At 67.1% G+C, this 12,633-nt stretch carries 10 protein-coding genes; 7 read left to right on the forward strand and 3 right to left on the reverse strand.

Annotated features, from left to right (window positions below):
• Positions 1 to 113: 113 nt before the first annotated feature.
• Together cueR and QUV25_RS15645 are read right to left on the reverse strand one after the other, a co-directional pair.
• Complete coding sequence (gene cueR, locus QUV25_RS15640) at positions 114 to 554, reverse strand: Cu(I)-responsive transcriptional regulator (protein WP_300865313.1); 441 nt, start codon at positions 552 to 554, stop codon at positions 114 to 116.
• A gap of 162 nt (positions 555 to 716) precedes the next feature.
• On the reverse strand, positions 717 to 914 hold the full coding sequence (locus tag QUV25_RS15645; RefSeq protein ID WP_300865315.1) for a cation transporter: 198 nt from the start codon (positions 912 to 914) through the stop codon (positions 717 to 719).
• Positions 915 to 1,104: 190 nt separating this feature from the next.
• Here QUV25_RS15645 and QUV25_RS15650 point away from each other — a divergent pair, with 190 nt between their 5' ends.
• The 7 genes from QUV25_RS15650 (at position 1,105) to QUV25_RS15680 (ending at position 10,767) form a co-directional block, all read left to right on the forward strand.
• Entirely contained in the window at positions 1,105 to 3,438 is a 2,334-nt protein-coding gene (locus tag QUV25_RS15650; RefSeq protein WP_300865518.1) for a cation-translocating P-type ATPase, read from the forward strand.
• A 100-nt stretch (positions 3,439 to 3,538) separates the two neighbouring features.
• Positions 3,539 to 4,132, forward strand: coding sequence for a hemerythrin domain-containing protein (locus tag QUV25_RS15655; RefSeq protein WP_300865316.1), 594 nt, complete (start codon positions 3,539 to 3,541; stop codon positions 4,130 to 4,132).
• A gap of 92 nt (positions 4,133 to 4,224) precedes the next feature.
• Positions 4,225 to 5,463, forward strand: a complete 1,239-nt coding sequence (locus tag QUV25_RS15660) for a YbfB/YjiJ family MFS transporter (RefSeq protein ID WP_300865317.1) — start codon at positions 4,225 to 4,227, stop codon at positions 5,461 to 5,463.
• A gap of 121 nt (positions 5,464 to 5,584) precedes the next feature.
• A complete protein-coding gene (gene speB, locus QUV25_RS15665) occupies positions 5,585 to 6,529 on the forward strand; it encodes an agmatinase (protein WP_300865318.1) in 945 nt (314 codons plus the stop codon).
• Positions 6,530 to 6,531: 2 nt separating this feature from the next.
• Positions 6,532 to 7,848: an FAD-binding oxidoreductase gene (locus tag QUV25_RS15670; RefSeq protein ID WP_300865320.1), complete on the forward strand. Its 1,317-nt coding sequence runs from the start codon at positions 6,532 to 6,534 to the stop codon at positions 7,846 to 7,848.
• Positions 7,849 to 7,996: 148 nt separating this feature from the next.
• Complete coding sequence (locus QUV25_RS15675) at positions 7,997 to 9,379, forward strand: ATP-binding protein (RefSeq protein ID WP_300865322.1); 1,383 nt, start codon at positions 7,997 to 7,999, stop codon at positions 9,377 to 9,379.
• On the forward strand, positions 9,376 to 10,767 hold the full coding sequence (locus QUV25_RS15680) for a sigma-54 dependent transcriptional regulator (RefSeq protein ID WP_300865324.1): 1,392 nt from the start codon (positions 9,376 to 9,378) through the stop codon (positions 10,765 to 10,767). Before QUV25_RS15675 ends, QUV25_RS15680 begins: the two co-directional genes overlap by 4 nt.
• Positions 10,768 to 10,975: 208 nt before the next feature.
• On the opposite strand, the gene QUV25_RS15685 is transcribed toward QUV25_RS15680, so the two are convergent.
• Positions 10,976 to 12,460, reverse strand: a complete 1,485-nt coding sequence (locus QUV25_RS15685) for a PLP-dependent aminotransferase family protein (protein ID WP_300865326.1) — start codon at positions 12,458 to 12,460, stop codon at positions 10,976 to 10,978.
• Positions 12,461 to 12,633: the final 173 nt, after the last annotated feature.

Raw genomic sequence — 12,633 nt, forward strand, 5'->3', positions numbered from 1 at the left:
AGACGTCACCTTTGACGCCATGGATGCAGTCTCCAGGCCCCGTGTATCGCTTGTGTGCCGCTGTGCGGCTGGGATGTAAAGATTTGTGGCGCTGTGCGCAGTCTGGTGACCACTCAGGGGTGGGCCAGGTCGTCGAGGATCGGGCAGTCGGGTCGGCCGTCTCCCGGGCACAGGCACACCAGTTCGGCCAGGCTGCGCTGCATGGCCTGCAGCGCTTCGATGCGCCCACTCAGTTCCTGCTGGTGTTTCTGGGCGATGCGCTTGACGCTGGCGCTGCTGCGCCGGCGGTTGTGCCACAGACCGACCAGCTCGGCGATGGCCTCCAGGCCAAAGCCCATGTCGCGCGCCCGACGGATGAAGCGAAGCGTGTGCACGTCGGCCAGGCTGTACTGGCGGTAGTTGCTTTCGGTGCGACGGACCGCACCCAGCAGGCCGAGCGATTCGTAATGGCGCAGCATCTTGGGCGAAATGCCGCTCAGGCTCGCGGCACGACCGATGTTGACCGGCCAGTTAAGGCCAACGTCCAGGATCGCGGTGTCGAGAGTCGTGCTCATGAGATTTCCTGCTGCATCAGCTCCCTTGGAGGCCAGCGACCCGTGACGCTGTGGAGCATGGGGGTTGCGTGGACAAAAGGGCCAGCCGCCGGGCCGCCCCAAGGCAGGCCCAGCCCCCTTGGGGGGCAGCGACCCGCGAAGCGGCGGAGCGTGGGGGCACGTTCATGCCGCTACCGTGTAGCCCTCTTCGCGTATGGCGTTCGCCACAGCGTCCCGCGGCAGCTCGGTTCGCACCTCGACCCGGTTCTGGCTGCGGTCGATCTGCACTTCGGCAGCGGGATCAAGCTGCCGGACGGCGGCGATGACGGCTTTCTCGCAGTGGCCGCAGGTCATGCCCTGGACGTTGAAAGATTGGTTCATGTGAGACTCCGGTGAAGAAAGGCCATCATGCTGTGCCTTGACATGGTGTCAAGGTCAAGCCTTCCCCACGATACACCTTGTGGCTTGACCTTCCCATGGGGGCAAAGCTTATGCTCGGCGCATGAACCTGTCTTCCCCTCCAGCGTCGACCCTCGACGCGGCTGTCACCAACACACCGCCGTTGGTTGAAATGCATCAGGTGGACGTCGGTGTGGGCGGCATGACCTGCGCTTCGTGTGTCTCGCGCGTGGAGCGGGCGTTGAACAAGTTGCCGGGCGCGAGCCAGGCCACGGTGAACCTGGCGACCGAATCGGCGCGGGTGAGCCTGTCGGAGGTTGATGCCGCTCAGGCGCTGGCGCGGGTCAAGCGCGCGGTGCGCGACGCTGGCTATGAGCCACGCACCCTGGAAGCGATGGATGAGGAGATCGCCGAACGCTGGCACGGCATTCCGAAGGACCTGCTGCCGGTGCTGATCGGTGTGGTGCTGTCGGCGCCGCTGGCCTTGCCCATGGTGGGGGATCTGTTTGGCAAACACTGGATGCTGCCGGCGTGGATTCAGTTTTTGCTGGCGACACCGGTGCAATTCTGGCTCGGTGCGAGGTTCTACCGCGCTGGCTGGCATGCCCTGAAGGCCCGCGCCGGCAACATGGAGTTGCTGGTGGCCATTGGCACCACCGCGGGCTGGGCGCTGTCCACTTGGTTGTGGTGGCGCGCAGAACCAGGCGAGATGGTGCACCTGTATTACGAGGGCTCGGCGGTGGTGATCACGCTGGTGCTGCTGGGCAAGTGGCTGGAGGCACGGGCCAAGCGCCAGACCACCAGCGCCATTCGCGCGTTGCATGCGCTGCGCCCCGACAAAGCCCATTTGCTGCCCGATGGCGTGCGCCGCACTGAGCTGGCCGACGTGCCGGTCGATGAACTGCTGCCGGGTGATCGGGTGCGCGTGTTGCCGGGTGAGCGCTTTGCCGCCGACGGTGAGGTGGTGCTGGGCGAGACGCACGCGGACGAATCCATGCTCACCGGCGAGGCCATGCCAGTGGTCAAGCAGCCTGGCGATCGCGTTACGGGCGGCTCGCTCAATGGTGAGGGCTCGGTTGAAGTCAAGGTGCTGGCGGTGGGCGCACAAAGTGTGCTGGCGCGCATCATTTCGCTGGTGCAGGATGCCCAGGCCGCCAAGGCCCCGGTGCAGCGGCTGGTGGATCAGGTGGCGGCGGTGTTTGTGCCGGCGGTGCTGGTGATCGCGCTGATCACGTTGCTGGGCTGGCTGTGGGTCGGTGCGCCGACGGAGCAGGCCGTGCTGCACGCGGTATCGGTGCTGGTGATCGCCTGCCCCTGTGCGCTCGGACTGGCCACCCCCGCGGCCATCATGGCGGGCACCGGCGTGGCGGCGCAACACGGCATTCTGATCAAGGACGCGCAGGCGCTGGAGATCGCGCACCGGGTGGACACCGTGGCGCTGGACAAGACCGGCACGCTGACCGAGGGCCGGCCCCGCCTGCTGCTGATCGACACCTTGCCGGGTGTGGATGAAACCGCGGCGCTCACCGCGGCGGCTTTGCTGCAGGCGCAAAGCTCGCACCCGCTGGCGCTGGCGGTCATGGAGGCGGCCAGAGGCACGGGGCTGGATTTGCGTCAGCTGCCCGCCGCGCAGGATGTGCAGGCGGTGGTCGGGCGCGGCAGCCGCGGCCGCGTGCAGGGCGCCGAGATGGTGCTGGGCAGCCTGCGCTGGATGGGCGAGCTGGGGGTGCCTCTCGGGCCGTTGGCGGGTGTGGCCCAGGCGCAGGCGCAGCAGCTCAGAGGCGCAAGCGTGTCGATCCTGGCCAGCCGCGCGTCCCACGACGCTGGCTGGACGCCACTGGCCTTGCTGGCATTTGGTGATGAGCCCAAGGCCGGGGCGCGGGCGGCCATTGCCAGACTGCGCGACTTGGGTTTGCGGGTGGTGATGGTTTCTGGCGACAACCGCGGCGCGGCCAATGCCATGGCGGCCAACCTGGGGCTGAATGCCACGCTGGGAGAGGTGATTGCCGAGGTGTTGCCGGGTGAGAAGGCCGCGGTGATCCGGCGGCTCCAGGCGGGCACCGACAAGCTGACCACCACACAGTCGGCGAGCGCGGACTCCACCCCGTCGGGCGTACCTGTCCAGCGGGAGAGGGCCGCCAGGCGCCATGTGGTGGCAATGGTGGGCGATGGCGTGAACGACGCGCCAGCGCTGGCTGCGGCCGACGTGGGCATCGCCATGAGTCACAGCCAGGGTGGCGGCTCCGATGTGGCCATGCACGCCGCCGGCATCACGCTCATGCGCGGTGACCCGGCGCTGATCGCCGCGGCGCTGGACATCTCGCGTCGCACGGTGCGCAAGATCCGGCAGAACCTGTTCTGGGCATTTGCCTACAACGTGGCCGGCATCCCGCTGGCTGCGCTGGGCTTTCTGAGCCCGGTGGTCGCCGGTGCGGCCATGGCACTGAGCTCGGTGAGCGTGGTGAGCAACGCGTTGCTGCTCAAGCGCTGGAAGCCACCGCTCTGAGTGGTGCAGGACACCGCGTTTGATGTGGGTCAAGGCCCGCATGGCGCGGCTCTGGGATGCTGGCGCCTCCAAGTGACCCGAACGATCAGGAGACCCCACCATGTCCCACGAAGCCTTGCGCGTGATCCGCGACGAACACGCCAGCCTGGCTGCGATGCTGAAGTCGTTGCTGCAGATGATCCAGCGCGGGCCCGATCCCGAAGGCCGCGGTGAACACGACCGCTTTTTCGAGGTGGTGCGCGCGATGCTGTTCTACATCGATGAATTTCCTGAGAAGCTGCACCACCCCAAGGAAACCGAGTTGCTCTTTCCGCGCGTGGTCAGGGCCGCGCCCGAGACCGCTGAGGCCATCGCCCAACTGGACCGGGACCACGAAGCGGGCGAGCATCGGGTGCGCGACCTGATGTACCTGCTGATGGCCTGGGAGTACCTGGGTGATGGGCGGCGCGCGGCGTTTGAGGATGCTGCCCGGCGCTATGTGGCGTTTTACCTGGACCACATGCGGGTTGAAGAAACGCAGGTGTTGCCGGTGGCCGAGCGCGCGCTCGGCGATGCCGACTGGCACGCACTCAACGCGGCGTTTGCCACCAACCAGGACCCGCTGAACGCGCGCCTGCCGCGCAACCCGCAGTTCGACCGCCTGTTCACCCGCATCGTGATGCTGGCGCCGTCGCCGGTGGGCGTGGGCAGCTGATCTTCCAGGGCCTTTTCGCCGCAGCCCGCAGCGGCGAGCAGGCCGGTGCCCGCTGCCCCGACCAAACCTGGACAGGATCACAATCGCGGGTGATGCCTCCGAGTCCCGCCGACCCTTCACCCGCCTCCGATTCGCGCAACACCCTCTGGCTGGCGCTGGCACTTTCGCTGGGTGCTGCGGTGTCGCTGGGCATCACGCGTTTTGCCTATGGCTTGCTGTTGCCACCCATGCGAGACGACCTGGGCTGGAGCTACACCCTGGCTGGCGCGATGAACACCGCCAACGCAGCGGGCTACCTGATCGGCGCGCTCACCTCCCCCTGGCTGATGCGCCGTTACCCGCCCACCACGCTGCTGGTGGGCGGGTCTGCGCTGGCCACGCTGTTCATGGCGTTGAGCGGCTTCTTCACCGAAGCGGGCCCGCTGTTGCTGCAACGGGCCTTGGCGGGTGTGGCGAGCGCGCTGGTGTTCATTGCCGGCGGCCTGCTGGCCGCACAACTGGGCGCGCGCCGGCCTGATCGAATGGGCCTGCTGCTGGGCCTGTACTACGGTGGGACGGGGCTGGGCATTGTGGTTTCGGCGCTCGGCGTGCCGTGGGCGCTGGAGGTGGCGGCGGGGCAGGCGCACGCCTGGGCCTGGGCGTGGTGGGGGCTGGCCGCGGTCTGTGCGGCGGCCACCGCGCTGCTGACCTGGCCGGCGCGCTGGATCGCGTGCAGTGTTGCCGTGCGCACCTCGATCACGCCGAGCGCGTCCCCAGATGCAGACCGGCTTGCCGTGCGCGTGTTTCGGCCGCGCGATTTTGCGTTCGGACTGGCGGGATACGCCGGCTTTGGCGTGGGTTACATCGGCTACATGACGTTTGTGATCGCGTTGTTGCGCGACCAGGGCAGCAGCCCCGGCGCCATCACCGCCTTTTATGCGCTGCTGGGTTTGGCTGTGATGGCTTCGTCGCGCCTGTGGGCCGGGCTGCTTGACCGCCACCGCGATGGCCAGCCACTTGCGCGCCTCAACGCCCTGCTCGGGGTCGCGACCCTGCTGCCAGCGCTCACCAGCGCCTGGCCGCTGGTGCTGGCCTCGGGCCTGTTGTTTGGCGCCGTTTTCCTCTCGGTGGTGGCGTCCACCACTGCGCTGGTGCGGCACAACCTGCCGCCCTCACAATGGGCGGCCGGCATTTCCGCCTTCACCATCGTGTTCGCCGCTGGCCAGATCGTCGGCCCCACCGTGGTGGGCCTCATCGCCGACGGACCCGGTGGTCTGGCGCGTGGGCTGGTCTACTCGGCGCTGGCGCTATGGGTGGGGGCGGCGCTGGCGTGGCGGCAAAGAGCGCTCTAGGGATTCGAGGACATTCGGATCGATCTGGACGCGTGCTGGCCACTGAGATTGGACTCAGGCGACGCGCGCAAACCCGGTATCGTCGAGGGCCTGCGCTTTCAACATCCAAACAGCAACAGCCATGGCCCTCGGACAGTTCGCCTACGCCAACAACAGCAACCGGTTTCTCGCCTGCGAGCCGCTGGCCGATCAGCCGTTCGCGGTCTGCGGCATCCCGTTCGACGGGGTGGTGACCAATCGGCCCGGCGCGCGCTTTGGTCCGGCGGCGATCCGTGCCGCCAGCCTGATGCTGTGCGACGGCATTCACCCGGTGTTCGACGTCTCGCCGCTGGACCAGCTGGGCGATGCGCTGGACATGCGCTTGCCCAACGCCTCGCCTCTGCCCGAGGTGCGCCGGCACATCGAGGCCCAGGCGGCAGCGCTGATGGCGAAACACCACGCGGTGTTTCTTGGCGGTGACCATTCGGTCACGCTGTCGCTGCTGCGCGCTGCGCAGGCGCAGCATGGCGGTGGCGAGCCGCTGGCGCTGGTGCATTTTGATGCGCACTGCGACACCTGGAGCGATCACTTCGGCGAGCCCTCGGGCCACGGCACCTGGACCTACGAGGCCTTGCAGGAAGGGCTGGTGAGCGCGGCGCACACGGTACAGATCGGCATCCGCTCCAGTGGCGAGCGCGCCGCGCGCGAGTACGTGGCCGACCAGGGCGGACAGATTTTCACCGCTCGCTCGCTGCGCGGCCTTGACGGTGCGGGGCTGCGACCGGCGATCGAGGCCATTCGCGCGCGCATCGGCCAGCGGCCTTGTTACCTCACGCTGGACATCGACTGCCTGGATCCGGCCTTTGCGCCTGGCACCGGCACGCCAGAGCCCGGCGGCATGACGAGTTCGCAGGTGCTGACCTTCATCGAAGAGCTGGCCGACCTGAATTGGATCGGCATGGACTGCGTGGAGGTGGCGCCCGCTTACGACCACGCCGAGCTCACCACCAACGCGGCTTCTGCCTTTGTCTGGACCTACCTCAGCGGTCAGGTCGCCAAACGACTCGACCGCCTGAAGGGAGCCTGAGCATGTGGGGGACTTCACTCATCGGATCGGACACCCAGCTCAATCAGAAGAGCTACTACGAGGCCAGCGTGAGCCGGCCCGCTCCCCAGCCTTCGGTGCAGGGCGCTGTGCAGGCCGACGCGGTCGTGATCGGTGGCGGTTTTGCCGGTCTCTCGGCGGCGCTGGAGCTGGCCCGGCGCGGCATGAGCGTGGTGCTGCTGGAGGCCGACCGCATCGGCAGCGGCGCCAGTGGACGCAATGGCGGCCAGGCCATCGTGGGCTACGCCAGCGGTCAGGGCCCATTTGAAGCCCAGCTGGGCGCAGAACGTTCGCAGCAAGCGTGGGACATGTCGGTGCAGGCAGTGGACCTGATTGAGCAGCGCATCGCCGAGCACGGCATCGCATGCGACTGGCAGCGCGGCTACACCTACGTGGCCGATTCGCGCCACAAGGCGGACGTGCTGCGCGAGGAGTTTGACGACCACAGCAGACGCGGTATCGACTGCGACTGGGCCGAGGGCGCCGACGTGTCGCGCCACATCGGCAGCGAGCGCTACGCGGCGGCATTCCACGAAAAGCGATCGGGCCACCTGCACCCGCTGAAGTACGCGCTGGGGCTGGCGAAAGCGGCGCAGGCAGCGGGGGTGCGTATATTTGAAGGCTCGCCGGTGCTCGGGCTGCGCCGGGGCGATCCGCTGGTAGCCGTGACGGCCGGCGGCCAGGTGACGGCGAAGTTTGGCGTGCTCGCGGGCAACTGCATGCTGCCCGAGTATGGCGCGCAGGTGGCGCCCGACATCGCGCCGCGCATCATGCCGGTGGGCACCTACATCGTGGGCACAGCGCCGCTGGACCCAGATCTGTGCGTGCGCCTGATTCCGCACCATGCGGCCGTTTGCGACAACAACTTCGTGCTCGACTACTTCCGCTGCAGCGCCGACCACCGCCTGCTGTTTGGTGGCCGGGTGAGCTACACGACGCGCACGCCGCGCAATCTGAAAGATGTGATGGCCCGGCGCATGGCCGAGGTGTTTCCCGAGCTCAAGACCACCCCGGTGGAGTTTGTCTGGGGCGGCTTTGTCGACATCAGCATGAATCGCGCGCCTGACTTTGGCCGGCTGGGCAGCAACCTGTACTACCTGCAGGGCTTCAGTGGCCACGGCGTTGCGCTCACCGGGCTGGCCGGACAGCTGGTGGCCGAGGCGGTGGCCGGTCAGGCCGAGCGTTTTGATCTGTTTGCCGCGCTCCAGCACCGCCGGTTTCCGGGCGGGCCGATGCTGCGCACGCCCAGTCTGGCGCTTGGCATGCTTTGGCATCAGGTGAAGGACGCATTGGGCAAGTAGGGCTTGCCAGGGTGAGCCGGCCGGGCGCACCTTGGCATTCGTGCCTCGCACCTCAGTCCGCGAAAGCCAAACCGCGCACGGCGCAACTCGCGCAGAGCTTCCCTAGAATGCACAGCCATGGTGCTCATCTTCCCATCCCATTGATGCGATGGCATTGCGCAAAGTACGAACCCTGCTGACCGGGACCGCGTCCATCTGGACACGGCGCTTTGCGGTGTTGAGTGCGCTGTGCGTGGTGCTGACCGCCCTGGTCAGTGCGACCTTGCTGTCCAAGTCGGTGGCCGAACGCATGATTCGGCACAACGCAGAGCTGGCTCAGGACTTTGTGGGCAGTCTCATGCGCATGCACCGTGGCGAGGATTTTTTCCTCAACAGCACGGACACCCGCAGCATGGTGCTGATTTTTGACGAATTGGCGCGCATGCCGGGGCTGGGGCATGCCAATGTGTTTGGGCCGAACCGCCAGGTGTTCTGGTCCACGAACCCGGCGGCAATCGGGCAGGAGGTTGGCGCCAACGAGGAGCTCGACGGCGCCTTGTCGGGGCGGCTCGAAGTGGAGAGTGAGCTGTTGGATACCGCCAGCTTCATCAAGCCCGAGCATGCCTTTCTGCGCAGCGATGCGCGCGATGCGATTGAGGTGTACATCCCGGTCAAGGGTCCGGACCAGAGGGTGGTCGGGGTGGTGGAGCTGTACATGCTGCCCGATCACCTGATCGACTCCGTTCATGAAATGACGCGCTTCGTCTGGACCGCCTGTGTGATCAGTGGGCTGGTGATTTACCTGGCACTGGTCTGGCTGGTGATGCAGGCCGATCGGCAGATCGCGCGGCAGCAGCGCACCATCGTGGCCAACGAGTCGCTGGTGGCGGTGGGTGACATGGCTTCGGCGGTGGCGCACGGCTTGCGCAATCCGCTGGCGTCCATCCGCTCCAGCGCCGAGCTGATTGCCATGGGCCCGGAACGGTCGCAGGCGAACGACATCATGTCGGAGGTGGACCGGCTGCAGACCTGGATCGCCAAGTTGCTGGCCTATGCCCAGCAGGGAGGGCGCTCGCTCGGCGAGGTGAGGGTGGAGCGCCTGGTGGAACAGCTCGCGCGCGATCATCTTCCGCGCATGGAGCGTCAGCAGGTCCAGCTGCTGCGGGACTGGCCTGAGGATCTGCCCACCATCTGGGCCGATGCGCCAGCGTTGGAGCAGGCGCTGGAGAACCTGGTGAGCAATGCGCTGGATGCCATGCCCAACGGCGGCTCGCTGCGGCTGACCATTCGTGCTGACGCCAAAGGCCTGACCGTGACCGTGGCCGACACCGGCGTGGGTATCGCGCCGCAGGATCTGGGCAGCGTTTTCACACCCTTTCACACCACCAAGCGCAAAGGCCTGGGCGTTGGCCTGCCGTTGGCTCGGCGCAGCGTGGAGCGCGTGGGCGGCACGCTGCACCTGGAGAGCGCACAGGGTGTGGGAACGCTGGCCATTGTGCAATTGCCTTTGCTGGACGAACGCAGGGCCAAGTTGATGGATAACCCCTCATGAGCTACAGCGTTCTGATTGTTGAAGACGAGCCGGTGCTTGCGCGCAACATGCAGGCTTACCTGGAGCGCCATGGTGTGTCCTGCCAGCTGGCAGACAGCGGGGAGGAGGGCCTGTCTTTGCTGGAGGCGGTCAGGCCCGACGTGGTGGTGCTGGATCACAACCTGCCGGGCAAGACGGGTCTGGAGGTGCTGGGCATCATGCTGACCCGCGAGCCCAAGCTCAGCGTTGTGATGGTCACTGGCCACGGCAGCGAGCAGCTGGCGGTGGATGCGATGCACGCAGGCGCGTTTGATTATTTGATCAAGCCTGTGTCGCTGCATCAGCTCAAGCAGGTGCTGGACCGCTCGGTGCAGCAACAGCGGCAGAGTCAGGAATTGCGTCACTTGCGCGAGGGTTCCGGGGCTTTGCCGGCGGCGCAGGGTCTGGCGGCGCTGGTGGGGCAGTCGGCCCCGATGCAAAAGCTGGTGGCTCGTCTGAAGCAGATCGTGGACGCTGACGCACGTCTCACGGAGGGGCACTCGCCGGCCGTGCTGATCTGTGGCGAGACGGGTACCGGCAAGGAGTTGGTGGCCAGGGCGCTGCATTTTGAAGGTCCTCGCCGGGCCGGGCCTTTTGTGGAAATCAATTGCGCGAGTCTGCCGGCCCACCTGGTGGAGAGCGAACTGTTTGGCCATGAACGTGGCGCTTTCACCGATGCGCGTGAACGGCGCCTCGGGCTGGTGGAAGCTGCGCACGGCGGTACGCTGTTTCTGGACGAGGTGGGTGAACTGGAGCTGCCCACCCAGGCCAAGCTGTTGAAGTTGCTGGAGGACCACGAGGTCCGCCGGCTGGGAAGTGTGCGCATGCAGTCGGTGGATGTGCGCGTGCTGGCGGCCACCAACCGTCCGTTGGAGGACATGGTGAAAGAAGGGCGGTTTCGCAGGGACCTGTTTTTCAGGCTGGGCGCCTTGCGTGTGGACTTGCCCGTCTTGCGCGAGCGCGCTGGCGACGCGGTGGTGCTGGCCGAGGCGTTTCTGGCCAGATCGGTCAGGCGCTATGGCAAGGCGGGTCTTCGTTTTTCACCGGAAGCCCTGCAACGCCTGATGGACCATGCCTGGCCGGGCAACGTGCGCGAGCTCTCCAATGTGGTGGAGCAGTGCGTGATGCTCGCCACCGATGATGTGATCGAGTTGGACGATCTGTCCCTGCCGGTGCCGCTGGACCCGGACATTCCTGCCCTGGATGCGGTCAACCTGCAGGCTGCGCCCAGCAGCCTGCCCGAGGCTGAGCGGCGCTGGTTGCTCAGTGCGCTGGAGCGAAACCGCTGGAACGTGACCCAGGCCGCGCGTGCCCTCGGAATCTCGCGCGACACCTTGCGCTACCGGATTGACAAGTTCGGGCTGAGGTGAGCGCGGCCGCCGGGTGCCGCGCTTCCCGCTGAAGCTGGGCCGAACCGCCCAGGCCGCCATCTCCCCGACGCCGTCCTCTGCTGCGGTCGGCGTCTCTGTCGATCTCGCCAAGCGGGGTGCCGATGACGCGACCGGTGATGACCGTGGAGGCCGCGGACGTGGCAAGGACGATGGCGCCAAACGCACCTGATCCGCGCGTGCCCGGGTTTTAGCGCCGGGAGGGCTGGCCGCGCACCGCCGCGGCCAGCATCGGCCCGCAGCGCTCGATTTCGCTCAGAGGTGCGTAGCCGTACCCAATGATCAGGCCGCGCAGATCCTGGCGTGTCAGGCAATAGGCCGACAGCGGCCGCACGGTGAGACCCTGTTGCGCTAGGCGGTGCGCCAGGGCGCGGTCGTCGGTGCCCGTGGGCAGTCGCAGGCACAGGTGCAGGCCTTGTTCTGCGCCGCTGATGTAGGTGTCTTTGCCCAGCACCGGCCTGAGGGCTTCCAGCAAAGCGGCGCGCCGTTCTGCATAGCTTTTTCGGGCGCTGCGCAGTGCGCTGCTGAAGTGCCCCATGTCGATGAACTCGGCCAGTGCCGCCTGCATGGGCATATTGCCCGGTCGGTTGAGGTCGTAGTGCGCCTGCCTGAAGGACTCCACCAGCGGCTTGGGGACCACCAGGTAGGCGAGCTTGATGCCGGGGTAGAGCACCTTGGAGAAGGTGCCCATGTAGAGCACCCGGCCATCGGTGTCCAGGCCTTCGAGCGAGGACAGGGGCGGGCCGCTGAAGCGGTATTCGCTGTCGTAGTCGTCCTCCAGTACCCAGGCGCTGTGGCGGCGCGCGGCGTTGAGCAGTTGCTGGCGGCGCGGCAGCGACATCACCGCACCCGTCGGGTACTGGTGCGAGGGTGTGACGTAGATCAGCCGGGGCGGCTGCGCCGGGTTGGCGTCTTCGGGGCGAATGCCTGCCTGGTCCACCGGTACCGGCGAGGCGATGAGGCCGGTGGCCATGAAGGCCTTGGCCGCGCCCCAGTAGGCCGGGTCTTCGATCCAGACGGTGTCGCCGTGATCCGCCAGCAGGCGTGCGCACAGTTCGAGCGACTGCTGCGTGCTGGTGGTCACGATGACCTGGTCGGCATCGAGCTGCACGCTGCGCGAGACCCGCAGGTAGTCGGCGATGGCGCGGCGCAGCGGCGCATAGCCGCCCGAGGCGTTGTAGTCCAGCATGTCCGGGTAGGTCATGCGCCAGTGCTTGTTTTGCAGCCGCTGCCACAACGAGAGCGGAAAGGCGCTGAAGTCGGCAATGCCCGGCGTGAAGGGCTGCACCTCCAGCGCGCTGGCCGAAAACTGCGTGGCCAGCACTTCGCCTCGTGCCGACAGCCGGCCCGCTGGCACCGGCGCCAGACCGGTCTGGCGCAGCGGGGCGGCGCCGCGGTTGCGCGCCCGGGGCACACTGTCGCTCACATAGGTGCCGCTGCCGACCCGGCTGGTCAGGTAGCCCTCGACGCTGAGCTGGTTGATGGCGGCCACCACGGTGTTGCGCGACAGGTTCAGGTCTTGCGCCAGATCGCGGCTGGAAGGCAGGCGATCGCTGGTTGCCAGTTTGCCGTCCAGCATGGCGCGACGCAGCGCCTCGTAAAGCTGGCGGTGCAGTGGCAGCGGGTCTTGCGAGCCCAGCCGGTGCATCTCGGCTTGCAGGAATTCGGACAACATGGGTGATTTGGAAGAGGTGTCTGGTTCAGCATGCACCTTGGATCTGGCCTTGTCAGGCCAAAGGAGCGTGCTCCCCTCGGGCGCGAAGAACCCAGGAAGTGCAGAGGGCGCGCAGGAATTGGCCCCTTTGCTGGCCGCCAAATGGCTCTGATTGTGATCCAATTGCGGCACCA

This window comes from Hydrogenophaga sp. (assembly GCF_030373245.1).
Classification (GTDB): Bacteria; Pseudomonadota; Gammaproteobacteria; order Burkholderiales; family Burkholderiaceae_C; genus Hydrogenophaga.